The following is a 23,215-nucleotide window of genomic DNA, read 5'->3' as shown; positions in this document are numbered from 1 at the left end:
ATGAAACTCTTGTGGTGCGGGCATCTTGCCCGCTAAATATGTACCTCATAACACCGGGAAGTGCTGTAAAAGTAAAATTAACATCCTCTATCAAGGCAAATAAATATTACTACAAACTCAAATAAAATTATGGCAAAACGTAAAAAAAGTAATTTCCAATGGATTAAAGAAACCCTAGAACTGAAACCAGATCATCATTGGGAATCTCCCCCAGAATATAATATTTTTGTCGCGGGTAGGGGGGCTGTGCGGTTTAATGTCCCTCGCGGTTGGATAACTCAACCCCAGGAAAAATCATTTAAGTTTACAGATAAAAAACCACCTGATGATGATTGTTGTTTAGAAATGTCTTACAATCATTTACCTCCTAATGATTGGACTTTATTTCCCCTCAAATCTACTTTAAAGAAAATCATGGAAGATGATAGTCGTGATGTAATTGCAAGAGGAGAAGTGATCACTGTCAAAAGACAAACGGCTAAAATTATGTGGTGTGAAATTAAATTTATTGACACTCAAACCGAACCCAGAGAAGCATTTTCAAGAACCTGTGTTGGTTTAGGTTCTAATATTCAATGTTTAATTACCTTTGATTATTGGGCAGATCAAGCAGAACAATTAATACCGGTTTGGGATGAAGTCATGCGGAGTTTAACACTAGGATTATATATCAGAGATCCTAGAACCGGTTTAGCTTTTCCTGATTAAAGGGTTAATTAACAAATCATCTACGTTTATCTGCGTTTATCTGCGTTTAATTATGATTTATTCTACCTCACTTAAATGGTAATTACTGATGGTAACTATTTATAGTAGTTATAGTAGTTATTGGACTAGATTGGCACAATGTGGTTAGATGTTATGGAAAACGTAATTTTCTTTTTCATACTTCCTCTTAATATGCAAACCGATCTTATTAAACAATTACAAGTCAATCTTTCTGTAACAGCTGCTACTATAGCCTTGTTGGTGACTGCGCCATCAATGGCTCATGGTCAAGTTAATAGTACCACCACTAAGCCAGTCTCATCAACTCCTAAGACATCAGTAGTTAATATATCCATTACTGAGGCTGAGGTGCTGGCCGCCCAAAAGTCATGGGGTGAAGCATTGGTTAATATCAGCACTACCTATGATCAAAAGGGAATGGCCGCCGCTAGAACATTAGCCGACAAGGTGATAGATGAATTATATGCTTATCAGTCGGGATTGGTGTTGTTTAAGCCGACCTTGACAACTGGAGACCAGACCTTCCGCAGGACACACAAAGGAGCTTTGTCTTATTTTGTGGGTGGTGATTCCTCTTTCCCTAAAGATACTGGTTTTGCTCTCAAAGGATGGCGAAAAGTGGAAATTCGCAACGCTGGCATTTTTATTGTCGGTAATACTGCTACCACTATGGGTAATGTTTTATTGACTGATAAAGCCGGTAAAGTCACAACAGTGGATAAAACATGGCAGTTTATTAGAGGTGGTGATGGAAAATTGCGTATTATTGTACACCATTCTTCTCTGCCCTATAGTCCAAAATAAACATGGAATAGATCCCCGACTTCTTAGAGAAGTCGGGGATCTGAATAACTCTAATCGCACCAAAACAGATTCAAGTAGGCTTCCTATATTTTTGATAAAATCATGAATAAATCAGGTTTTTTCAAATGCACGTTATTACTCGTAAGCGGTTGAATGAATTTGCTAAAATCTATCCAGATACAAAAAATGCTCTATCTCAGTGGTATCAATTAGTAAAAGCAAATGAATTTAGCTCCTTTGCCAAACTTAGACAAATGTTCCCATCACCAGATCAAGTAGGTAAGTTGACAGTATTTAACATTGGAGGCAACAAGGTTAGACTCATTGCAGCAATTCACTATAACCGCAAAAAAATCTATATTCGTGCAGTGCTAACTCATCCAGAATACGATCAAAAAAAATGGAAAGAATAATGCAAACCTTAAACATCACTCAAACTATCACAGCTTGGTCATCCATTGCCGAAAATATTTTTGTTCCTCACACAGAAGAAGAATATGAACATCTAGTTAATATACTTGATACACTCATTGATCAAATTGGTGAAGATGAAACCCATCCTCTGGCATCTCTTATCGAAGTCATTGGTGTATTAATTGAAAATTATGAAAATGAACATATTCCTGAATTATTGTGAACTGTAAAAATATGCTATAAAAACTCATTCTTCATAATTTCATTGTAGTGCAAAAACTAACGATAAAAGATATGGAAGGAGAAAACGTGATTAATTGGTGAGCGATCGCTGTGGGAAATTGTCTGATAGCTCACAGGATGTGATTTATCATTTTAAGCGATCGCTTTCTAGTATCAAACATTAATTATTTAAAAGCTTCAATCTGATCCAAATAAACATTAATTAACTGATGATCAGCCACTAAAATTTCAATTTCTGGCCAAACTCTAGACAGAAGTGAGTGAAATTGACGTTTTCGCACATTCCCAAAGCGTAGATGTACTACTTTAGGCGGGAGTAAATCAACCATCATGCGATCAGAAAAATCTGCATCTTTGGTAACAATTACCAATTTTCTTTCTTTCGCATACTGCCATATTTGGGTATCACTTGGACTGTCACCTAAGATGGAAACATGGACAATGGGTAAAGATGGGGTAAATTGAATTTTCACGGGTAGATTTTCATCGAATAAAAACCCATTCATGCGATTTTTCTCACTTCGTAGTGATTCCCTATCAACTTTGCTGCAAATTGAATACAAGCATAAATATCTTCTCGTTGTAGAGAGGGGTACTCTTCCAGAATTTCCTCAATTGAATCACCAGCGCCTAAAAACTCCATAATTGTTTGTACAGAAATTCGAGTATTAGTAATAATGGGTCGTCCATTACAAATGTCTGGATGAATAGTTATTCTACTTTCCATTTTGTTTACTTCTTGTCGTTACTGATTAATTGTAGCATTTGTCTGATAGCGTGGCACAATCCCAGGATTGGAAAGTTGTCAAGTATCCTCTAAATAGTCCCTAATAATCTCTAAAATCACTTGTTCAAGCTCTGGAATTGTAGATGGGATAATTTCATCTTTAATATGCTTATGATCTGCGTAGCCCAAATCAGGTTTGTGTTTTGCATTATCATAGCGAAATATTAAGTTGTTTTCATTATCTTGATAATGGAATGAATAAGAGAGCTTTTCTAATGATTCTTGTAGATCAATATATTCTTTGAAAAATAAGCGACTCCCCCGTGAAAATTCTAAATTTCCCTGGATAAACCCGACATAGTTTGATCTAGCATCTAAGGAGAAATTAAAGGATATAATCCACCCTTGGTTCACGTATTTTTGAATAACGACAAGAATATCAGCTTGGTAATTGTTGAGTGAAATATTCTATAGTATCCAACTTTTGTAAAGCATTAATTAATTTGTCCTTAATTTTAATTTCTCCTGCCCAACTTACATATTCATCGTCCCCTCCTGATAGGTTTTCTGCTGTCCAATTAGTCCAGAAAAATTCCGATGAAACTTGATATTTTGTTTCAAATTCTTGCAATAATTTATTAGTTTTCTCTAAGGATCTTTGTAAATTTTTAATCTCAGATTCAATAGCTCCTTTAATTAGGTTTTGGACGATTTCAACGTCGGGAGCATCAGATTTAATTTGTACTTGTAACATAAGGTTTACTTCTTGTCGTTACTAATTAATTATAGCATTTGTCTGATAGCGTGGCGCAAGCTATATGAGGATTTTCAGGATGAGGTATTCGGTGGTTAATTCGAGCGATCGCTCTGGGAAATTGTCTGAATCAGGATTTCCAGGATTTTAGGATTTTCAGGATGAGGTATTCGGTGGTTAATTCGAGCGATCGCTCTGGGAAATTGTCTGATAGTTGACAGGATCTGAAATAACTCTATTGATGAGCGATCGCAATTTTAGAGAATGAAAACGCCCTGCTTTTCAAGGAATATCTGCGGGTGTCAAGTCCCACAAGAAAAAGTTTTCAAACAACCTCTAAAAACCAAAGGAGAAAACTGTATCATTAAAGTCATAATCATTTGGGAATACTCACAAACTCCACCAGTCAAAAATCCATATCTTGTAGCAAATCCGCGCCCCAGCGGGTTTTGCCTGTGTAATTTTGACTACTCATTAGGCCAATTCCATTTGGATTTAAAGCACGCGCCTGCAACTAAACACGTAAAGTCCTCTCCGTTAAATCTGTATATGGTCTTCCACCCAACAGACGCTGAGTTTTTGAGATAAACTTCGTGATTCGGTGCTTTATCATGTTCCCCCTCAAGTGTATAAGTTCCTTTTTCGCAATCAAATTCTCCTGTGTAAGAATAATCAATGTCTTTCTATATTCTCGGATTTTATAACCCACATTCCGCACTTCATTAGAAAACTTTTACCAAGAAAAGATGAACCTGTTTATCGTGGAACAGAAATTGTTTTTCTATAAAACTCTCTCAATTTTTTTGGAGACCCTTCTTTATCATCAATAGATACAACTACTGTTGCCCTTCCCCCCAAAGTGCGAATAGATTCTAGACTAAATTCTGTATTAACGCATAATTTGTTAGTTTCTCCCTCTGTAATATTTTGTTGATAAGCGTCTGGCTCTACATCAATAGTTTGTCCTTTTTGATTCAAAAGTGCCAATTTCCATTCTGTTCTTATATTGCCATCATTTCTTACGCTGACACATATTTCAATTTCATCATCACCTAAACGATTACTAATACGTCTAGAGATAACGTTTATAACTTTTAGACCATACCTACCTTTCACAGAACCTGACGCTAACCCTAGCTCTTTCACAGCTTTAACCATAAGTGTTGCTTTACCAATGCAATCACCTTGATTACGCAAGGGCAAGGATTTGCAAAGACTATAGAGATTGGTTTTCAATTGCTCTTCGCACCGTGTTTTAGTTTCACCTGGAATGTTGCGGTCAACTCTGATATAACACTCATCATGTTCCTGACAGGCAGGACTAAATAGTTGTCCCCAAGGTGCGATCCCAACTCGTGTAAGGAAACTACCTGTACGGCTATTTTCGGGTCCGCAGTAATTCTTTTGTGCCTGGGCTGGTAGCACATTAAGATTAACTAAACTTGAACCAAAGACAGTAGATACAGTAATGGCAGAAACAGCGATCGCAGATGATATGATCTTATTCATGTCAATTCCCCCGTTTGAATAACGTACAAATTCTTATTGGGAGTAAATGCAGATAAATATGAAATTTACTACCCGACCCACAATAAAATTACGATAGTTTTAAAACATACTGACTTTAATACGCCCAAAAGAGGATGTCAAGACCTCAAAAGTATGTAAAAGTGGGAAAAAGTCTCTAAAAGTAATATCTTGTCACCAGTAAAAATTCTCACCAACCATTAGTCAAAAATTTATATCCTGTACTAAACCCGCGAAGATGGGTTTTGTCTGTGTAGTTTCACTAGAAGATGTATTAAAACCATGATAGACTTTTAAAAAGTCTTGACTTGAAGGGGATCGAGTAGTGTTAAATATTGAACAGATAATTGAAATTGCAGATAACCAAATCTTTGAGCATCAAGGACAGCATCTCAATGATTTACAAAGAGCTATCCTAGAAGGGACACTACAGGGTAGATCCTACGCAGATATCGCCAAAGAACAGCACCACAGCGAAAAATATATCAAGGATAGCGCCAGTAAACTGTGGAAATCCTTATCTCAAGCAGTTGGAAAAAAAGTTAATAAATTTAATGTCAAGTCAACTTTAGGTAGATGTAGCTTCTCTTCAACTAATATTTTTAAAGGAATACAAATCAATAGTGGTAATCTATTTAAAGAATCTGCACCATCATCAGAAAATGATGAAATTATCCATAAAAAAGAACAGATAACCTCTCATCTAGATTTAAAAGATGCACCTAAAATCGGTGATTTTTATGGACGCAAATTAGAATTATCATTACTACAACAAAAAATCGTCCAAGGAAAATGTAATTTAATAACTTTACTGGGTATTAGAGGTATTGGAAAAACTGCTTTATCCTTAAAATTACTTGATAATATCAAAGAAAATTTTGAGTTTGTTATTTATAAAAGTTTAAAATCTCTACCCAGTTTAACACAACTAATCACAGAGACAATTTACCCTAATGATCAGGTTATTCCAGATAATTCACCTCATCAACTTTCACAATTTAAAAAAGCCATAGAAAACCACTCTTATCTGATTATCATTGACGATGTTAACTGTATTTTTTCAAAGCATCAAGTATCAGGTAAATATCAACAAGGGTATGAAGAATACGGGAATCTATTTAAATTATTATCAACAACCAAACATCGAAGTTGTCTAATTATTAATAGTAGTGAGGAAATTCGTGAATTATCTAAACCACAAAATGATCATAGTCATGTTTTCACCCTGGAATTATTGGGATTAGATGATGACGGTGTGAACATTCTTAAAAAATTTGGCTTAAAAAATGAGGAAAATTATCGAAAATTGCTGAATATTTATCAAGGAACTCCCCAATATTTACAAATCATTGGTTATCTTATTCAAGAATTATTTGCAGGTGACACCAATAAATTTTTGCAGCTAGATCAACCTTTTTTAGATATTGAATTAACGGCTTTTTTAGAGCAAAGTTTAGATATCTTACCTGCATCAGAAGTAGAATTATTGCATTTTATAGCTAGTCAAAATGGCTCAATTTTATTAAGTGAACTGGAAAATAGTCATCAGGTTTATGAGCTAATAGTTAGTAGTATTCAATCCCTAAAAAGGCGTTTCCTTATTTCTAACCAACAAATAAATGCAGAAGTGAGTTTAAAGATTTCATCTGTGATTAGGAAATTTTACCACAAAATAGATCATAATTAAATCCCTAAATTCCCGACTTTTTCAAGAAGTCAGGAATCTAAATTCTAAATTAGATTTTATCTAGATCAATATTTAATTCTCGCAACTTTGCTGCTAACCGTTGAGCTTTTTCATCAAACATTGTTGCTCTTTGTGCTTCAAATTCTGCACTTTCTTCCGGTGTGGGAACTAAAACTCCATCTGGTGTAAAATACCTTAATAAACCCTGAACAATTCCTAAATATAAACCCAGTTCTTGACTCCATAAATGTCCCTTTTCATTCGGTTCTACAACTTGATATTTACCATGTATTAAATAAAAACCTGCAAATTCTAAGCTATAGGGATCAAACCAAAAATACTCAGGTGTGCGGAAAATATCTTGATAAAGTTCTTTTTTAGTTTCTCTGTCAGTTTTCGCTGTAGTTGGTGAAATAATTTCCACAATCAGGTTAGGATATTTACCATTTTCTTCCCACACAACCCAACTTTTTCTAGTTTTTCTTTCTGTTGCTAACACCACGAAAAAATCTGGACCTCTCACATCTTTTGATTTCTTTTGATGGGGACTATAGTAAATACTGAGATTTCCCACAGCATAAAAATCATTTCTCTCTTTCCACAACCATTTGAGAGATTTTATTAAGAGCATTATTTGTTCGAGATGCAGTTCTGTTTCCACGGGAGGTTCATCACTATATAGGTCACTAGGTGGGAAAATTATCTCTTCTGATATATCTTCTAATGTGTTAGATGGGGATTCTGGTGCTTGAGTAATCATCATGGTATGATACCAAGTAGTTATTTGTTGATTATAACATGACTCCGAGAATGTTAAATTATACCTAGACAACACCAAAAAAATTTTTAATTATGTTTATGAAAATGTTACGATATCAGTGGTAGTAGAGGAGGAAAACAAATGAAAAAAGCATTGATTATCAAAATACTCATTTCATCCCTAACTTGCTTAAATATATTTACCCCTCATCAGGTTGCGGCTCAACTTTTACCACAACCTTGGGTGACGGTGGGAAGTAAAGATAGTGAAGTTACTTATGGTGCGGGTGTTAAGGTCTTAGGTTTTGGTGTTGAAGTAGGAAGGGGTCCTCAAGGTGCTATGGGAGCAGATTTTTTAAAATTCTTGAGTTTACCATTTATTTCACCTTATGTCGGAATTGGTTGGTATTCGGAAGATCAAGGAGTGGCTGTTTCTGGTGGTGTACAAGTAGTCACTAGCGATCATATTTTTGTGGGTGCTGGTTACAATTCTGTGCGAGGAGTTAATGGTCAAATCGGTGTGAAATTTTAGGGAATGTTTGGATTTTTTAATTCTTTTTTTCAATTCCCTTGTCGTCCGTTAAGCCTTCTATTTCTTCTTCAGTAAAAATAGGAGGCCATAATTCAGAAACAGCTAATTCCCAACCCGGAAAAAGTTCTGGTAAAGTTAAAATATCGCCATTATGAAAAACTATTGGTTCACCTTGAGAACGATAAACTGTTACTGTTTCTTCATCAGGATCAATTAAAATTCCAATAATTGCACCTAATTTGATTAAGTTGAGAATCTTATTTTTTAATGTTTTAATTCTATCACTTTGAGATTTAATTTCTACTATTAAATCTGGTACAAGTTCGCCAAAATAACGGGGACTTTGACGCAGACGTGCAGCACTGACAAAAGAAACATCCGGTGCGGTGAGGTTGCTATCTGGTAAAATAAAACCTCCCGCAGAATCAAATACTCTTCCTAAACGACGAGGATTTACCCAAGTGAAGAGAAAAGCAATTAAACGACTGCTAATTTCACTAGATACAATATCTGATGGACCCACAATAGAAATTCTCCCGTTTGTTAATTCAACATCGTAATCTAAACCAGCTTCACTAAAAGCAGTTTGGACTTGTTCTACATCTTTCAGGGTCATGATTGGCATAAAATAATACTCCTAATATACAAAGTTGGGGTGATTCAACCAAACACTATTTGATTTGAGATTTCCTTAAATTGTATCTGGATCAATATTTAACTCTCTCAATTTTGCGGCTAACCTTTGAGATTTTTCATTTGATATTTTCGCTTTTTCTGCTTCCATTGCTGCTCTTGTTGCTTCCATCTCTGCGCTTTCTTCCGGTGTAGGAACTAAAACTCCTGATGATGTAAAATATCTTAATAAACCTTCATGAATCCCTAAGCATAAACCCAATTCTTCACTCCATAAATGTCCTTTTTCGTTAGGTTGTAAGGGTTGATATTTGCCACTAATTAAATTAAATCCTGCAAATTCTAATGTATAAGGATCAAACCAGAAATAATCAGGTGTACGGAAAGTATCTTGATAAAGTAGTTTTTTAGTTTCTCTATCAGTTTTAGCTGTAGTTGGTGAAAGAATTTCGACAATGACATGAGGATATTTGCCATTTTCTTCCCACACTACCCAACTTTTTCTAGTTTTTCGTTCTGTTCCTAAAACTACGAAAAAATCTGGACCTCTCACATCTTCTGATTTCTTTTGATGAGGACTATAGTAGATACTGAGATTTCCGACAGCATAAAAATCAGTTCTCTCCTTCCATAACCATTCTAAACATTTGAGGAGGAGAATAATTTGTCGTAAATGCAGTTCTGTTTCCACGGGAGGTTCATCACTATATAGGTCACTGGGTGGGAAAATAATCTCTTCTGATATATCTTCTAAGGTGTTAGATGGGGATTCTGGCGCTTGAGTAATCATCATGTATGATACCAAGTAGTTACTTATCAATTATAACATGAATGTAAAAATGTTAAATTATTGGTACACTGATTATTAAGTCACCATAAACTTTAGGATTTCGTCCTCCTATTGCTGGTACTAGGGTTTCTGTCCAACGCATTGCTGCTTAGTACAAAATCGCATTAAATGCGGAAGAAATCACTGAACGCATGGGTAATGTAACTCTTGTTCAAGTGTATGCAGCTTTAACTTATTATCATGCTGATCGAGAAGAAATGGAGGGCTATATTGCTGCTGAAAAAGCTGATTATCAACGGTTATAGATGAAGGAGATAAGTCTATGGAAAGTATGAAAATCAAAGCACAAATTGGTAATGATAGGATAGTCAAAATTGAACTTCCTCCTGAGTTTGCTAATGAAGAATTAGAAATGGTGATTGTATTTCAACGTATTGCCAAAACATCATTAAAATCTGAAAATAAATCTCCAGAAGAGTTAGGATATTCTCGGAGATTTTTAGAAGAAGTAGTAGGTAGTTGGGAAGGTGAAATGATTGAAATTCCAGAACAGCTTCAGTTTGAAGAACGGGAGGAAATTCAATTTCATTTAGTAAAAAACCAGTTAGACTTCATCGTCTGATTCTTTCGGCAACGAACTTAAATTTTCACCTTGCGCGTGGACTGTTCTGTGCTTTTTAGAGATATTCAGCAAATATTTTTCTGGTGGGGGCATGGGATGGCTTTTACCTTTGGGAGTACGTCTTTGGTGGGCTTCGTAGCGAGCGACGATTTTCTGCCAATCATCTGGGTATAACTCCTTAAACTTCAGGATAAAGTCTGAATCAGAATGGTTTCCATTTAAGTTTTTCAGCGTTCTCAAAATTTTTTCTTCTTTTTTTAAATTGGTACGGTCTGACTATAGTATAGTCAGGATATGCTAATAATATATATTATCGCCAACTATGATTACAATGGGTACTCGCACTTCTTCCAACCTAACGAGCGATCGCACTTTCCCAAATATCCAATGATAAAATCAAGAAAACTAAAAATAATCTACCTATGACAATTACACTCATTAAACCTTCCCAATTCCTACCAGAAGGAATCTGTATCAAGCGTATTAAAAACCTTATGCTATTCAAATTTACCGATAAACTAGGGGAGCGAATGCAAGAACTCCTTGATAAAAATAAATTGAATACTCTTACCCCTGAAGAAGCAATAGAATTAGAAGCAATAGGGGAACTTGATGACATTTTCAGTTATATTAACGCTACTATTGCTGCTCAAGAAAATGCCCATTCCTAAATCTCTTTACGAGCAAGTGAGACAACGCGCTCAGTATCGCTGTGAATACTGTCACTACCTTGAACTTCTTAGCACAGCACCTCTTTCTATTGACCATTTGCAACCTCAATCTTTGGGAGGTACTGATAATCTTGATAATCTTGCCCTTGCCTGTCGTCGTTGCAATGAAAGACGTTACAATTTTACTATAGGTATTGATCCCGACACTGGAAAAGAAACTCCCTTGTTTAATCCCCGTCAGCAAATTTGGGCTGAACATTTTATGTGGACATTTGACGGTTTATGTATTATTGGCAAAACTCCCACAGGAAGAGCAACCTGTGAACGTCTTGATCTAAATGATGAACGTCGTGGAGAAAAATTCATTCAAAAATCTCGACAAAGATGGGTTGAAAGTGGTCTACATCCTCCTGAAGATGATCCACAAGAATAATGGAAAAAATAGTTATTAGGGTACATTGGACAAATAATCTAACATACCCTACTATTTAGGCTAATAAAATTCCTAATAAAAAAGTTTTATATTAAACACTCTTGATTTAAGTCAAATTTAAGCCAAGCCTCAAACCTTGAAAAATCAAACCTTTACCACTTGCAGTTATCCGCAAACAATGTTATTATTAAACATAATAAAATCCATTTAGTCTAAAAATTCAACTCTCATAATTCCCCAATTTAAAAACCTTAAACTAACGCACCTTTCCAGCAACATTACCAAGTTCGGAGTAATCCCAAGAGTGCATTTGACGGAAAGGAAGACCCATCTTTTGGAAGACATACTTCTCTTTCACACCAGAAGCAACTAAGTCTGGCTTCAATGCTTTGATAAATTCTTCAAATTCGTAAGCGGTAACGTCGTCATAAACGATAGTTCCGTTTTCAATGTAGTGAGTAGTACGTTTATAGTCGTCATTATGAGCGAACTCATAACCAGTACCAATCATCTTCATTCCTAAGTCTTGGAAAGCGGGAACAACGTGACGGGGACGTAAACCACCAACCATCATAGCCACTGTCTTACCTTCCAAACGGGGGCGATATTTAGCAACGATCGCATCCATGGTAGGTTGGTATTTAGCGATTACTTTCTCTGCGTTTTCTTGAATCTTAGCATCAAACTTAGAAGCAATTTCGCGTAAGGAAGCAGCAATCTTGGTAGGACCAAAGAAGTTATATTCTAACCAGGGAATACCATAAGCCTCTTCCATGTGACGGCTGATATAGTTCATAGAACGATAGCAGTGGATGAGGTTCATTTTCACGTTTGGTGTCATCAACATTTCGTTGATTGTACCGTCACCAGACCATTGTGCAACAACACGCAAACCGATTTCTTCTAATAAGATCCGGCTGGCCCAAGCGTCACCACCGATGTTATAGTCACCAATGATGGCTACGTCATAGGGAGTACCTTCAAACTTGAGTGTACCGTCTTTCTTGCCTTGATCTGCTCTGGGGAATACCCAGTCACGAATCATGTCGTTAGCAATGTGGTGTCCTAATGATTGAGACACACCACGGAAACCTTCGCAACGTACAGGAATAACTGGCTTACCGATGGTTTTAGATGTCTTCTTAGCTACTGCTTCGATGTCATCACCAATCAAACCGATAGGACATTCAGATTGAATAGAAACCCCGCGATTTAAGGGGAATAATACATCTAATTCTTCAATTAATTTAGTGAGTTTCTTGTCACCACCAAATACGATGTCGCGTTCTTGGAAGTCGGAGGTGAAGTGCATAGTACCAAAGGTATCAACACCTGTTGTACCTAAGTAGTAGTTACGACGACCAGACCAAGACCAGTAACCGCAACCTACAGGACCGTGGCTGATGTGGATCATGTCCTTGATAGGACCCCAAACCACACCTTTAGAACCTGCGTAAGCACAACCACGGGCGGTCATTACACCGGGTAAGGATTTGATGTTAGATTTAACACCACAATCTGTTTTACCTTCTTCGTGAACGTTTAAGTGCTTCTCGCGCTTTTTAGCAGCTTTTTCGGGGTAAGCTTTGAGAACTTCTTTAATTAGCTCTTTTCTTTCTTCAACAATCTTCTTGTTGTCTGGAAGTGTCATGTCTGGCCTCTTCTGGCTTTTAAAGATATTAATTGGGTAGGGATGGGGAAATTAATCCCCAAGGGCAGAAAGGAAGGTAAAAAGGAGGTAATGTAGAGTTTTCCTTTTTCCTATTCCTTAATTACTAAATACTACTTGGTAGCAGCAGCGGGTTTACCGATGATTTCAGCGTGCTTGGTGTCATCATCAAGAATACCAAATTCAACCAACAATGCTTCCAACTCATCCATTTCGATAGGTGTGGGGATGGTGAGTTTTTGGTTGTTGATGATTTTCTTCGCTAATGCGCGGTATTCATTACCTTGAGTGCTATCAGGTGCATATTCGTTAACGGTCATACGACGCAATTCTGCGTGTTGAACGATGTTGTCGCGGGGTACGAAGTGAATCATTTGGGTGTTCAAACGTTCAGCTAAGGTTTCGATTAATTCGATTTCGCGGTCAACCTTACGGCTGTTACAAATCAAACCACCTAAACGGACACCACCGGAGTGAGCATATTTCAAAATACCACGAGCGATGTTGTTTGCAGCGTACATCGCCATCATTTCACCAGAGGTAACGATGTAGATTTCTTGTGCTTTACCTTCACGGGTAGGATGATTGATATAATCTAAATTCGCGTAAAGTGTTTATTTTCTACAATGTTTACTGCGATCATTGTCAGAAATGGACAGTTTTTTTATTAGGGTAAATCTAGGGTATGAACAGATCACAGGAAGCATTTACCAATTTTCAACCAACAGCTATGACCGACGGGGGATATTTAGGTAGAATGCAAGCAGTAAATGACCAAGAAATTTACATCAAAACTAAGTTACGGACGGAATTAAAGGCGGTAAATACTAGACTAAAAGCAGCTAAGGTTTGTGTTTATATCCGAAAATCTGGTAATTGCTTACAGTTGAGAAGTACCCTACCTATTAAACCAGGGGATATTGATAAAAACGGTAGCGGTACAAAACAATATGATATTTCTTTGGGTATTCCCTTTAATTTTGATGGTTTAAATACCGCAGAAGAGGAGGCTTATGAACTAGGAAAGTTGATAGCTAGAAAACAATTTCAATGGACAGATAAATATTTAGGAAAAACCAGGATTAAAGCCAATTTACAAAATATTAGTGACTTAATTATAAATTTTGAAAAAAACTATTTTCAAACTAGAAAACGTACTCTCAAAAGTGAAAATACTTTTAATAGTTATCTATATATTGCCCAAAAGCATTTACCTAAGGATAAACTAGCTATCGATGCTAATTTTATTGAAGCTGTTAAATTTTGCCCATCATCTGATAGTGTCAAAAACGAGTTAATTAAGGTGATTCGGGTGTTATGTAAATGTTCTGGTTTAGAAGTTCCAGTATTAAATAATTTTAAAATCCAATCTACTGCTAAAAGAAAGCGGGATATCCCAACAGATTTAGAGGTTGAGAAGGAATATTTAAGGTTTCAAAACTATGCTTTGAACCGTCCTACTAAGTTAATAAATAGGGAAGATCGGAATAATTGGAAATTATGGAGATGGGTATATGGAATGTTAGCAACTTATGGATTAAGACCATTAGAAATTTTTGTTAACCCTGATTTAGATTGGTGGTTATCATCTGATAATACCATGAATACATGGCGGGTAAATGAAGAATGTAAAACAGGTGAGAGGGAAGCATTACCATTATATCCCCGTTGGATTGAGAGTTTTAATTTAAAGACTGATCGGGAAGCAATTAAGTTATTAAAAACAAAAATTGCAGATAAAATTACCAGTAAACAAATTAATGCTGTGCGACATGGTACAGATAGATGGTTTAGATTTGTAGAGATTCCTTTTCAACCCTATGATTTACGTCATGCTTGGGCAATTCGAGCGCATTTGATGGGGATTCCTATTAAAGCTGCAGCTGATAATTTGGGTCATTCTGTGAATATGCACACTTCAATTTATCAGAAGTGGTTTAGTTTAGAAAATCGCAATGTGGCTATTGAGGAAGCTATTAAAAAGAAGTCAAAGGTGGAAGAGTTACAAGAGATGGTTATTGACCTTGAAAGGGAAAATGATCGGTTAAGAATTGAGAATGAACGATTGAAGTTACAAATGGGACACAGTTTGATGAAAATTGAGTTAAGATAACAGTTAGCCTCACGCAGAGATGCAGAGGCGCAAAGAGTAATATTTTAAAATCGGTTTAAAATGGGGAAGATTATAAATTATGCCTTATAGTCAGTTTACATCTATTGGTAAGGTTAAAGAGGCTTTCGGGTTAAAAACTCAGGAAGGTGGGCGTTTTATTCCTGTTATTGAAAAAATTGAACCATCTGTGACGTTAAAAGCATATCTTGAAGAAAGTATACCAATTTCTGCTTCTGCTAGTGAAAAGGCGCGTTCTGAAGGGATTATTTACCCTGTATTATTAGAAGTTAGAAAAATATTAACTCGACAAGTTAGTTTATTTTCTGGTGAGGATTTTACGGTTGATGAATCAGTGGGACTTAATGGAATATGTGATTTTTTATTAAGTCGTTCTCCTGAAGTTTTAGAAATTGAAGCTCCGGTAATTGTGATTGTAGAAGCAAAAAAGGCTGATTTAAGAACTGGGTTTGGACAATGTATTGCAGAGATGGTGGCCGCACAAAGATTTAATGCTGCTAAAAATCATCCGGTTGCAGTTGTTTATGGTTCTATTACTAGTGGTACTCAATGGCGGTTTTTAAAGTTAAAGGGTGATACTGTGACTATTGATTTGTCTGATTATCCTTTACCTCCAGTAGAAGACATTTTAGGGATGTTGGTTTGGATGATGGAGAATGGGGGATAATTCAGGAATTAAAAGTTGAAAATTAATGACCAATTATCATAGAAGAACCTACCATTAAAGGCTGCGGCAGTGGTCTTTCTTGTAACTGATATTCTTCAATCAAAAGTTCTAATACTTCTTCTCCATTTTTTAGGGCTTCTGCATAAGTTTCTCCGTGAGTATGGGCATAAGGACCGAACTCTGGAAAACTGACTACATATTTTTGATCTTCATCTGACCACTGAATTAATATACTGTAATGATGATTCATAGTTACTCTTCTTCGTTATCTAAATTTTCTAAGTCTCTGAGGGCATTTCTTACATCACGTTCTTGATAATGATCTGCGTCTACTCCGTCTTTCCCTGATAATATCAAACTATAGGATAAACTGGGATGACTCCAAACTGTATGGCTTCCTTTACCTGGTCTGTATGTAAAGCCTGCTTTTAATAGTTTAGCTTTTAGTTCTCGAATTTTTTTAGGCACAAATAAAAATATCCTATTATTTTAACTTTTCTTGTAGTTGTTGAAAAACTAATTCACCTTCAACTACTTCTCGTTGACGAAGTTGTTCTGTTCCTTCAGCAATTACTCGCAAAGCTAAAGCTTGTACATTAGATATTGCTTGTTGTTTAGTTAAACCATAAGATAAAACACCGGGAATTTCTAAAATTTCTGCTATCCAATGTCCATCTTCTTCTTGTTCTACTTCAATAGTGAAGTGATTAGTAATTGAGTTTTTCATTTTTAACCTTGTTGTAATGGCCATGTTTTACCCACTCTGTCATATCAATTAATTCTTCATCTTCATAATCTGATGGTCAACCAAACATTTCATCTAGTTCTTCTTGTTCTTCGTCACTTACATAGGGTATAAGGATTTGACAGAGTAACATTCTTTCTTCTCGCAAAACTTCGCGGATACTTTCTTTAATTATTGCTTTCAGTTCTTGGATTTCCATGAGCATTATCCTTGAGAATATAAGTATTATACCGTTTTTATCGCATTTCTACAACCCACAACATCAAAAAAATAATATCTTAATACAACAATAGATCCCTGACTCATTCAAAAAGTCGGGGATCTTGGTACTTATCAATCTTTTGGTAATCCCAAATCTGGTAAATTATTAACGATTTCTACTGTCTCTAAACTCACAGTAATTATCTGTTTAATTAACCTGACAATATATTGTTCATCATCAAGACGATTAGGATCATTTGTAATTTCACTGCGCTTATCTGTGGTAACTTGATATTGATCTATTATCCAATCTAACGCCGAACGGTTGCCTAAACGATATAAAAATACTGCTGTTTAATGCCCAATCTGTGATATTTTCTTGGCGGTTTGTTCCGTCTTCATTGTAAGTGTAGAAGGGGAAACATTGTGAACCACCTTGAGGTAATAGATCAGGAATATAATTAATACTAAGGGCAAACATAGGAATTTCAGATCCAACTTTGATCCAAATTACCTGATTTTCTTTTTCAGTTTCAGGTGTTGGAAATATTATATACTGTTGATATCTACGTTGATTTAGTAGATGATCAAAATAAATATATTTTCTAACAAAAGGGCGATAAAAACAATTCCGAATTTTTAAATTATCAAATAAAAGAAACTCTCTTTTCTCTAAAGCTAATTTAAGTCTATCTGTCCATTTTATGAAACTTGAATCAGTATTTATAAAACCTTCAATATTTGGTTTTGACTCCTCCTGAAAGTATCTATTAACTTCTGAGTTATAGTTTTGAATAAATGTTTTTATTTTATCCTGTAAATCATTCTCACAAAAAGAGAAAACCCATTCATCTCTACTAGATACTACTCCAAGACTAAATAGCTTAAAAATAACTTGTGGATTTGAGTCTTTTTGCTTTTTGACTTCTTTTGATCCAATTTCTATAAATTTATCAAAATCATCTTCTAAACCGTCTGTTAACCAATTATTATTTTTATCTGGTTTAATTTCTTGCCAATCAACATCATACCAGTTAAGGTTTTCTAAATATTTTAACTTTTCTTCCTTTGTCCAAAATTCATCCATTCGTGCATAGTATATTTTAGCTTTTTTCATTCTTGTTTTCCAAATTCTTCAAATACAGCGTTTAAATCTCTTTTTCCATAAACAACACGGACAATTTCAATTCCATTTTCTAGGGGATATTAAAAAATAATATAATCATCAACAATAAACCCACGTAAATTTGATAAAATCTCAGAATAATCTTTTCCCATTGTTCTAACAGTTGAAAAGCTACTGCTAATAACTCATCCACACTATGATACTTACCTTGTTGTAGTTTTTCAAGAATGAATTTTTCTTGTTCTGGTTTGACGACGATTTGCATTTTTATCTCCTTATCTACTGTTGAACTGAGAATAATTCCTAATTTAGATCATCAATATTAATTTGATTTTAGCATAAAATCACCTAGTTTGTTTCTTGACTAATATATTAACACTTACTCCCACCTGAATACCAAATACATTATGAGTTGTACCTAACAGTTTAGGATTTTTGCGAACATTCCCCCCTAAATCAAATACGTAAATTTGATCAAAATGTTTTTCTAATTCCTGTCTCATGCCATCAAAAGCGATTTGTTCAATAAAACTGTTATTAGTGACAAAAGCAATAATACCCTCTTCTTTGATTCTATCACTTGCCCAACGAATTGCTTTCACATAAGGATCTGATAATTTATTTTTTAATGTTGCTTTTGATGCTTTTGCGTAGGTTGCAGACACACGATCATCTATACCTGTTTTATCCTTTGTAGTATATTTCCTATTTTTATTATTATCATTTTCATTCAATTGTCCTGCATTATAAGGAGGATTACCAATAATCACAAAAATATCAGATTTCCTTTGGTTTTCTACTCGTTTCATGTTATCTGGACTAAATAAATCCAATTGTTGAATATTTTGATCTTCAAAGGTATCAACTAAACAAATACCCTCAAAAGATTTATATTCTCCTGCTTGCTCAAAATACGCATGCTCTATATTCATAGAAGCAATATAATAAGGTAATAACATCACCTCATTACAATGTAATTCATGTTCATATTTATAAGGTAAAGCTGATTTTTGAATTTCCGCTATTTCTCGCATGACCCGAATAATAAAATTACCTGTTCCCACAAAAGGATCAAGAATATGTACACCCTTATCAATTAAGGATTTACCAAACTCTTTTTGTAAAATATTCTCAACACTTTTGACCATAAAATTAACCTAATAAAAGTTTCATAGGGATGCTACAAATAACTTTTTCTCACGGTCAGCAGCAAAAGGAAGACAGGCTTTAATATCTTCTGAGGTAAGTTCAGAAAAGTCTTCGAGAATTTCGGATTCTGTCATACCACCTGCAAGATATTCTAAAATATCATATACAGTTATTCGCAAACCTCACCGCAAGTATAGCTCTCCACCCACAAGATCAAAAAAGCGATCGCTCTCAAAACCCACAACACCGGAAAGCGATCACTGTCCTCCTGACAAATATCAGAAATACGTTCTTTCTAGCTCATCGTAGGTATCGCTTGCAATTAAGTTAATATCCTGTTTTGGGATATCCCATAGTAGGATACTAAACTGCTTATTGTTTTTCTAGTTAAGTACCCATGACTTTATCTATTTTTACAGAGCAATATGCAAAATTTCGAGAACTTCTTATAGAATATCGTCAACGCATTTCATTCACTCAAGCACAATTAGCACAAGCACTAAAACGTCCACAATCTTTTGTATCGAAGTATGAAAATGGTGAACGCAGACTTGATATTATAGAGTTTTTGGAAATTGCAGAAGTTCTTCAATTTGATCCTTGTGAATTACTAAAAAGAGTTAATGATGATACATTAGCAACCCAGACTATTATGGATGAATGGGAAGTTACAGCAAATGAATTGACAATTCTACTCGCAGAAAATCCTAGTCTGAGAGGAATGCTTTTGGGCTATGTTGCTGAACTTAAACTCAGGAAAATAATTGCTAATTTTCCTGGTGTAAAATATATGAAAAAGTTTGATGATCATGATAGAAAAAAGAAAGGAGATTTGCACATTATTTATCATCATCGAGCCTTTAGTATTGAGTCTAAATCTTTACAAAAAACTCAAAGTAAATGGGACAAAGAACGTCAAATTTGGCTTGGAAAAGCTCAAGTAGATGCAAGTGATAATCGTGAAATTATTCTTCCTAATGGTAGAAAATTAAAAACAACCCTTCTTATCAGAGGAGAATTTGATATTCTTGCTGTTAATTGTTATGGATTTAATAAAACGTGGAACTTTCAATTTGCTAGAAACTCTGATTTACCATGTTCATCCTACAAAAAATATACAGAAGAAGAAAGAAACTTTTTAATATCTAGTTTGATACCTGTGAGTTGGCCACCACAACCCCCATTTTATAGTGATTTGACAGAATTACTGGATCAAATGCTGGCAGATGGGGAAGGTTGTGATCCTTCAGAGTTTGGATTAGAACAGGAAATATAGAAATTATAAATTCTATCAATTCCATATATAAATTCTACTTCTTTTTTATAAATACAAGGAAGTATGAATGATTTTTTCGAGCGTGTACTTGCTTTTTTAATCTGCTGACTGAAGGCTTATTAGTTCTCATAACAACAAATAAGTCTTTTGTGTAGTAGCCATTTTTTTCATATTCGTTAATTATTTCTACATGAGTTAACCATTGCTTTCCGGCACTAACTTCATCTTGGCATTTAACTATTAGTATTCCATCTTTTCGTAAAATTCTATAGGCCTCTTTACCAGCTTTAAAGTATATATCGGTAACTGCTGCGTGCCATTTCTTAGTACCAATATTTTCAGTATCTTCATTAATTTCATTTCCATTTGAGTAAGCATCAGAAAATGAATAATGTGTACCAGAACCAGCTTTTTGTGAGGCTTCTTTTCTATAAAAGCCTTCCATATATGGAGGATCTAAAACTACACAATCTATTGATTGATTTTGATATGGTAATTTACGACAGTCTACTCCTGTGGATATGTCAGTAGCAAGAAGTTTATACTTATCTTTAAGCACATTTTGCCAAAAAACACCTTTTCCCCAAGTAACATCCGCTACAATAGATCCCTCTGGAACGTGCAATTGGAGAATATTGGCAAAAACTTCGGCGTTTCCTGATAAATAAGCAGACATTATCAGGTCTGAAGTTGGTTCACCACCTTGCTTACGCTTGTTGAGAGAGATATTTTCGCTATCAGATTGTAAGATTGATCTCTGTATGTATTGCATAGGTTTCAACATTATCCTTCTTTAAGGTACATATAATTCATATAATTAAAGTTATTATAAACCATGAATCAGTAACCCATTTATCAAAATTTATGTATCCCCCTTGACACTAGGGACAAAATAGGGTAAAACAAGAAGAAAAACAAAACAAAAACCCCATTTCCCCAAAAATTTCCCAGGGCAAAAATAGGGCATAAAAAAACAAAAAACCTCAAACAATTGCACCAACAAAGACCCTAGAAAAAACAGCTTATTCTTCACGGATAGGCATAGCAAAACCACCACATACAACGTCACCTAATACGTCGTAAGATACAAAGTCTAAATCTTGGTAAGCACCGTTTTCTTCTAGGAAGTTAATAGCGGTGATAATACCACGACCAGCGCAACCTACACCGGGTTCTGGACCACCAGATTCTACGCACTTAACACCACGGAAACCGGTTAACATGACTTCGTGGAGTTCCAAATCTTCAACAGCGCCTCTTTCAGCAGCCAAGTGTAATACGGTGGTTTGAGCCTTGGAGTGAAGCATCAAACGGGTGGACATTGCTATACAGAATGGTACACAAAAAAAAGCAGGCCTTTAGCCCGCTTCTTTCCTATTGCCTTAACTGTTTTAATCACATCTATTACAATAGTAATCTAGATAGTCGGTGGGAGTCAAGACACATCGACATTTTTGGCAGATTCCATCTTGCATGATTATCTTAGATGTTCGTCTGTTCACTCCAATTTTTTTCTGATCAGTTTGCAGCACTAAAATTACATTCTCTTGTTTCTTGTTGACCATAATCAATTAACTTCCTTGCCAAATCTGGATCTAAGTATCTAAATTGTTGCGGTGGCCTAATGCCGAAATCATCGATCATAATCCTGATAGGAATTGGAGTATTGAATAATCTAGGATTAAAAATCTTAATACCTACTCCCTTGCAATCGCCTGTATATGAGATTATCTCATCTTTGCTGATACAAAGTGATTTAATTTCATCTTCAGTCCATTCGTTCGTAAAGCGTGTGATAATTTCCCCGGCTTCAACAATACCCACAATTTCATGCTTTATTGTTTGGTAGATCATTATATGGGTAAATTCAGGGAAAAATTTACCATTTACAGTGCCGTAGCATCTAGGCGCTCGCTTTCTAAGTTCCATTGTCTTTTTGCCCGCAAAAACATTTTCGCAATGGCGTGTTTTTAGGCTAATTAGCAAAGTTTTCATCTTTTCCCCCTTGATTAATATATCTGCGATTATTGATGCAGGTTTGATTTTTGATCAAGCAATTCGTTTCTAACTTTGTTCATTAAATCGTTGACCTTTACCCCCTTGTTTGTTAGAGAACGCAAGGTGTTTTTTGGTAAAATTCTTCGTGCTTCTAAGATCAATACACAATGTCTAAAGCTTAGGTTGTACTCTAATGCTAGTCGCGCTAGTACTTTTAAAGTTAATTTATCGTTGGCTCTGACTTCACGCTCTAACGAACTACCAATTAAGTGAACAGACGCGGTAAACAATTCTTGAAAATATTTACCCGTTGCGGTTTTCAAGTTATTGGTTAATACCAAATCTCTACCGGATACTTTTAATTTCATAAATTCTTCACTTTGTGCATGATTTTTTTAACATCAAGACCTTTGGCTTTCAACATTGAGAATGTACCTAATGGTAAGATATTCAATTCCTCTAAAATTTCGGTACAAGTTTTAAATGATAGATTGTAGCTTATGCAAAAATGCCCAATATCTAAAATGCTTATCTCCCCTCCCCTGTGTATTACTTCAAGTTTTAGGTACGGACCAATTGTGTGAACTGCGGCTGTAAATAATGCTTTAAATTTTTGTCCTCTAGCTTTTTTCAGCTTTTCAGTAATTTCAAGGTCATCACCACTTATCATCAACATTTTGGAAACTCCAAATACTTAAATCCATTGAGACTATTGCCATTGGCTTTAGAAGTTTTGCCACCAATTTGCTTAAAGAAGAATGCTACTCCTGCTTTTTGACATTGATGACGAATTTCTTCAGCCCATTCAATTTTCATTGGACGATGTTTATTGCCAGATTCACCGCCAACAATCACCCAATCAATATTTGTCAGGTCAAGGTTTAATGAACCTAGCAATGGTTCACAAGACAGAAAACGCACATTTGCT

Annotated in this window: 36 protein-coding genes and 3 pseudogenes; 12 read left to right on the top strand and 27 right to left on the bottom strand. The window is 35.3% G+C overall.

Translation table 11 applies throughout. From position 1 onward, the window contains the following. Positions 1-129: 129 nt before the first annotated feature. From ACIR310F_RS0109515 to ACIR310F_RS0109500, 4 genes are all read left to right on the top strand, one after another. Positions 130-708 (top strand): hypothetical protein, encoded by a 579-nt coding sequence (locus ACIR310F_RS0109515; protein WP_028083637.1) that lies wholly within the window; start codon positions 130-132, stop codon positions 706-708. 192 nt (positions 709-900) lie between these two features. Then, entirely contained in the window at positions 901-1,533 is a 633-nt protein-coding gene (locus tag ACIR310F_RS0109510; RefSeq protein ID WP_028083636.1) for a hypothetical protein, read from the top strand. Between the two features lie 125 nt (positions 1,534-1,658). Then, positions 1,659-1,946 carry a type II toxin-antitoxin system HigB family toxin gene (locus ACIR310F_RS0109505; RefSeq protein ID WP_028083635.1) on the top strand — a complete coding sequence of 96 codons (288 nt, stop codon included), beginning with the start codon at positions 1,659-1,661 and terminating at the stop codon, positions 1,944-1,946. Next, entirely contained in the window at positions 1,934-2,170 is a 237-nt protein-coding gene (locus tag ACIR310F_RS0109500; protein WP_231387455.1) for a hypothetical protein, read from the top strand. The genes ACIR310F_RS0109505 and ACIR310F_RS0109500 overlap by 13 nt, the downstream gene beginning before the upstream one ends. Positions 2,171-2,354: 184 nt before the next feature. On the opposite strand, the gene ACIR310F_RS0109495 is transcribed toward ACIR310F_RS0109500, so the two are convergent. The 5 genes from ACIR310F_RS0109495 to ACIR310F_RS0109470 all read right to left on the bottom strand — a co-directional run bounded on the left by ACIR310F_RS0109495 (position 2,355) and on the right by ACIR310F_RS0109470 (position 5,180). After that, the gene (locus ACIR310F_RS0109495; RefSeq protein ID WP_028083633.1) at positions 2,355-2,696 is read right to left on the bottom strand and encodes a DUF5615 family PIN-like protein; all 342 of its coding nucleotides are present in this window, start codon (positions 2,694-2,696) and stop codon (positions 2,355-2,357) included. Further along, positions 2,693-2,917, bottom strand: coding sequence for a DUF433 domain-containing protein (locus ACIR310F_RS0109490; RefSeq protein WP_028083632.1), 225 nt, complete (start codon positions 2,915-2,917; stop codon positions 2,693-2,695). Before ACIR310F_RS0109490 ends, ACIR310F_RS0109495 begins: the two co-directional genes overlap by 4 nt. Positions 2,918-2,995: 78 nt before the next feature. Continuing rightward, on the bottom strand, positions 2,996-3,331 hold the full coding sequence (locus tag ACIR310F_RS0109485; RefSeq protein ID WP_231387454.1) for a toxin-antitoxin system TumE family protein: 336 nt from the start codon (positions 3,329-3,331) through the stop codon (positions 2,996-2,998). Positions 3,332-3,356: 25 nt separating this feature from the next. Further along, positions 3,357-3,671 (bottom strand): hypothetical protein, encoded by a 315-nt coding sequence (locus ACIR310F_RS0109480; RefSeq protein WP_028083630.1) that lies wholly within the window; start codon positions 3,669-3,671, stop codon positions 3,357-3,359. 756 nt (positions 3,672-4,427) lie between these two features. Further along, positions 4,428-5,180 (bottom strand): hypothetical protein, encoded by a 753-nt coding sequence (locus ACIR310F_RS0109470; RefSeq protein ID WP_028083629.1) that lies wholly within the window; start codon positions 5,178-5,180, stop codon positions 4,428-4,430. 343 nt (positions 5,181-5,523) lie between these two features. On the opposite strand from ACIR310F_RS0109470, the gene ACIR310F_RS0109465 reads away from it, so the two are divergent. After that, positions 5,524-6,885: an NB-ARC domain-containing protein gene (locus tag ACIR310F_RS0109465; RefSeq protein WP_028083628.1), complete on the top strand. Its 1,362-nt coding sequence runs from the start codon at positions 5,524-5,526 to the stop codon at positions 6,883-6,885. 49 nt (positions 6,886-6,934) lie between these two features. On the opposite strand, the gene ACIR310F_RS0109460 is transcribed toward ACIR310F_RS0109465, so the two are convergent. Continuing rightward, positions 6,935-7,648 carry a Uma2 family endonuclease gene (locus ACIR310F_RS0109460; protein WP_028083627.1) on the bottom strand — a complete coding sequence of 238 codons (714 nt, stop codon included), beginning with the start codon at positions 7,646-7,648 and terminating at the stop codon, positions 6,935-6,937. A 138-nt stretch (positions 7,649-7,786) separates the two neighbouring features. Here ACIR310F_RS0109460 and ACIR310F_RS0109455 point away from each other — a divergent pair, with 138 nt between their 5' ends. Beyond that, positions 7,787-8,176, top strand: coding sequence for a hypothetical protein (locus ACIR310F_RS0109455; protein WP_028083626.1), 390 nt, complete (start codon positions 7,787-7,789; stop codon positions 8,174-8,176). Between the two features lie 16 nt (positions 8,177-8,192). On the opposite strand, the gene ACIR310F_RS0109450 is transcribed toward ACIR310F_RS0109455, so the two are convergent. Together ACIR310F_RS0109450 and ACIR310F_RS0109445 are read right to left on the bottom strand one after the other, a co-directional pair. Further along, a complete protein-coding gene (locus tag ACIR310F_RS0109450; RefSeq protein ID WP_028083625.1) occupies positions 8,193-8,801 on the bottom strand; it encodes a Uma2 family endonuclease in 609 nt (202 codons plus the stop codon). A gap of 66 nt (positions 8,802-8,867) precedes the next feature. Then, the gene (locus tag ACIR310F_RS0109445; protein WP_028083624.1) at positions 8,868-9,602 is read right to left on the bottom strand and encodes a Uma2 family endonuclease; all 735 of its coding nucleotides are present in this window, start codon (positions 9,600-9,602) and stop codon (positions 8,868-8,870) included. Positions 9,603-9,921: 319 nt separating this feature from the next. Here ACIR310F_RS0109445 and ACIR310F_RS0109430 point away from each other — a divergent pair, with 319 nt between their 5' ends. Beyond that, positions 9,922-10,221: a hypothetical protein gene (locus ACIR310F_RS0109430; protein WP_028083623.1), complete on the top strand. Its 300-nt coding sequence runs from the start codon at positions 9,922-9,924 to the stop codon at positions 10,219-10,221. On the opposite strand, the gene ACIR310F_RS24240 is transcribed toward ACIR310F_RS0109430, so the two are convergent. Further along, positions 10,204-10,461, bottom strand: coding sequence for a hypothetical protein (locus tag ACIR310F_RS24240; RefSeq protein WP_028083622.1), 258 nt, complete (start codon positions 10,459-10,461; stop codon positions 10,204-10,206). The genes ACIR310F_RS0109430 and ACIR310F_RS24240 overlap by 18 nt on opposite strands. 115 nt (positions 10,462-10,576) lie before the next feature. Beyond that, positions 10,577-10,699: a hypothetical protein gene (locus ACIR310F_RS27305; protein ID WP_269208350.1), complete on the bottom strand. Its 123-nt coding sequence runs from the start codon at positions 10,697-10,699 to the stop codon at positions 10,577-10,579. Between the two features lie 16 nt (positions 10,700-10,715). On the opposite strand from ACIR310F_RS27305, the gene ACIR310F_RS0109420 reads away from it, so the two are divergent. After that, the gene (locus tag ACIR310F_RS0109420; protein ID WP_231387453.1) at positions 10,716-10,892 is read left to right on the top strand and encodes a hypothetical protein; all 177 of its coding nucleotides are present in this window, start codon (positions 10,716-10,718) and stop codon (positions 10,890-10,892) included. Continuing rightward, positions 10,879-11,325, top strand: coding sequence for an HNH endonuclease (locus ACIR310F_RS0109415; RefSeq protein ID WP_028083620.1), 447 nt, complete (start codon positions 10,879-10,881; stop codon positions 11,323-11,325). The genes ACIR310F_RS0109420 and ACIR310F_RS0109415 overlap by 14 nt, the downstream gene beginning before the upstream one ends. 256 nt (positions 11,326-11,581) lie before the next feature. Here ACIR310F_RS0109415 and nifD read toward each other — a convergent pair whose 3' ends face one another. After that, on the bottom strand, positions 11,582-12,976 hold the full coding sequence (gene nifD, locus ACIR310F_RS21975) for a nitrogenase molybdenum-iron protein alpha chain (protein ID WP_051289533.1): 1,395 nt from the start codon (positions 12,974-12,976) through the stop codon (positions 11,582-11,584). 131 nt (positions 12,977-13,107) lie between these two features. After that, positions 13,108-13,602 (bottom strand): annotated as a pseudogene (gene nifH, locus ACIR310F_RS21970) (nitrogenase reductase); the annotation flags it as partial. 77 nt (positions 13,603-13,679) lie between these two features. Between nifH (ACIR310F_RS21970) and ACIR310F_RS0109400 the strand changes: the two are divergent. Next, on the top strand, positions 13,680-15,107 hold the full coding sequence (locus tag ACIR310F_RS0109400) for a site-specific integrase (protein WP_028083619.1): 1,428 nt from the start codon (positions 13,680-13,682) through the stop codon (positions 15,105-15,107). Between the two features lie 79 nt (positions 15,108-15,186). Beyond that, positions 15,187-15,792 carry a hypothetical protein gene (locus tag ACIR310F_RS0109395; RefSeq protein WP_028083618.1) on the top strand — a complete coding sequence of 202 codons (606 nt, stop codon included), beginning with the start codon at positions 15,187-15,189 and terminating at the stop codon, positions 15,790-15,792. 22 nt (positions 15,793-15,814) lie between these two features. Here the strand turns inward: ACIR310F_RS0109395 and ACIR310F_RS0109390 are convergent, their stop codons facing one another. The 9 genes and pseudogenes from ACIR310F_RS0109390 to ACIR310F_RS21955 form a co-directional block, all read right to left on the bottom strand. Further along, a complete protein-coding gene (locus ACIR310F_RS0109390; protein ID WP_028083617.1) occupies positions 15,815-16,042 on the bottom strand; it encodes a type II toxin-antitoxin system HicB family antitoxin in 228 nt (75 codons plus the stop codon). A 2-nt stretch (positions 16,043-16,044) separates the two neighbouring features. Then, a complete protein-coding gene (locus ACIR310F_RS0109385) occupies positions 16,045-16,260 on the bottom strand; it encodes a type II toxin-antitoxin system HicA family toxin (RefSeq protein ID WP_028083616.1) in 216 nt (71 codons plus the stop codon). Between the two features lie 16 nt (positions 16,261-16,276). Next, complete coding sequence (locus tag ACIR310F_RS21965) at positions 16,277-16,519, bottom strand: type II toxin-antitoxin system HicB family antitoxin (RefSeq protein WP_051289535.1); 243 nt, start codon at positions 16,517-16,519, stop codon at positions 16,277-16,279. 76 nt (positions 16,520-16,595) lie between these two features. Continuing rightward, positions 16,596-16,736 (bottom strand): hypothetical protein, encoded by a 141-nt coding sequence (locus ACIR310F_RS26730; RefSeq protein WP_231387452.1) that lies wholly within the window; start codon positions 16,734-16,736, stop codon positions 16,596-16,598. Between the two features lie 134 nt (positions 16,737-16,870). After that, positions 16,871-17,041, bottom strand: a complete 171-nt coding sequence (locus tag ACIR310F_RS27590; protein ID WP_414534259.1) for a hypothetical protein — start codon at positions 17,039-17,041, stop codon at positions 16,871-16,873. Beyond that, positions 17,013-17,855, bottom strand: coding sequence for a type ISP restriction/modification enzyme (locus ACIR310F_RS0109370; protein WP_028083615.1), 843 nt, complete (start codon positions 17,853-17,855; stop codon positions 17,013-17,015). Before ACIR310F_RS0109370 ends, ACIR310F_RS27590 begins: the two co-directional genes overlap by 29 nt. A gap of 79 nt (positions 17,856-17,934) precedes the next feature. After that, a complete protein-coding gene (locus ACIR310F_RS26725; protein WP_231387451.1) occupies positions 17,935-18,129 on the bottom strand; it encodes a hypothetical protein in 195 nt (64 codons plus the stop codon). A gap of 79 nt (positions 18,130-18,208) precedes the next feature. Continuing rightward, complete coding sequence (locus tag ACIR310F_RS0109360) at positions 18,209-19,012, bottom strand: N-6 DNA methylase (protein ID WP_028083614.1); 804 nt, start codon at positions 19,010-19,012, stop codon at positions 18,209-18,211. Positions 19,013-19,033: 21 nt separating this feature from the next. Further along, positions 19,034-19,195, bottom strand: a pseudogene (locus tag ACIR310F_RS21955) (DUF433 domain-containing protein); the annotation flags it as partial. Between the two features lie 215 nt (positions 19,196-19,410). On the opposite strand from ACIR310F_RS21955, the gene ACIR310F_RS24235 reads away from it, so the two are divergent. Further along, positions 19,411-20,289 carry a helix-turn-helix domain-containing protein gene (locus tag ACIR310F_RS24235; protein WP_071604808.1) on the top strand — a complete coding sequence of 293 codons (879 nt, stop codon included), beginning with the start codon at positions 19,411-19,413 and terminating at the stop codon, positions 20,287-20,289. Positions 20,290-20,323: 34 nt separating this feature from the next. On the opposite strand, the gene ACIR310F_RS21940 is transcribed toward ACIR310F_RS24235, so the two are convergent. From ACIR310F_RS21940 to ACIR310F_RS21935, 6 genes and pseudogenes are all read right to left on the bottom strand, one after another. Continuing rightward, a complete protein-coding gene (locus ACIR310F_RS21940; RefSeq protein ID WP_196803189.1) occupies positions 20,324-21,061 on the bottom strand; it encodes a DNA methyltransferase in 738 nt (245 codons plus the stop codon). A 256-nt stretch (positions 21,062-21,317) separates the two neighbouring features. Then, a pseudogene (gene nifH, locus ACIR310F_RS0109335) lies at positions 21,318-21,614 on the bottom strand (nitrogenase reductase); the annotation flags it as partial. A 193-nt stretch (positions 21,615-21,807) separates the two neighbouring features. Next, on the bottom strand, positions 21,808-22,284 hold the full coding sequence (locus tag ACIR310F_RS0109330; RefSeq protein ID WP_028083612.1) for a hypothetical protein: 477 nt from the start codon (positions 22,282-22,284) through the stop codon (positions 21,808-21,810). Between the two features lie 29 nt (positions 22,285-22,313). After that, positions 22,314-22,655: a hypothetical protein gene (locus ACIR310F_RS0109325; protein WP_028083611.1), complete on the bottom strand. Its 342-nt coding sequence runs from the start codon at positions 22,653-22,655 to the stop codon at positions 22,314-22,316. Further along, a complete protein-coding gene (locus ACIR310F_RS0109320; RefSeq protein ID WP_028083610.1) occupies positions 22,652-22,963 on the bottom strand; it encodes a hypothetical protein in 312 nt (103 codons plus the stop codon). Before ACIR310F_RS0109320 ends, ACIR310F_RS0109325 begins: the two co-directional genes overlap by 4 nt. Then, on the bottom strand, positions 22,957-23,215 hold a 259-nt coding region (locus ACIR310F_RS21935), incomplete at its 5' end, for a DUF5131 family protein (RefSeq protein WP_155963728.1). The genes ACIR310F_RS21935 and ACIR310F_RS0109320, both read right to left, overlap by 7 nt.

The organism is Dolichospermum circinale AWQC310F, assembly GCF_000426925.1.
In the GTDB taxonomy this organism is placed as follows: Bacteria; Cyanobacteriota; Cyanobacteriia; order Cyanobacteriales; family Nostocaceae; genus Dolichospermum; species Dolichospermum circinale.
This window is presented reverse-complemented; position numbering and strand designations above follow the sequence as displayed.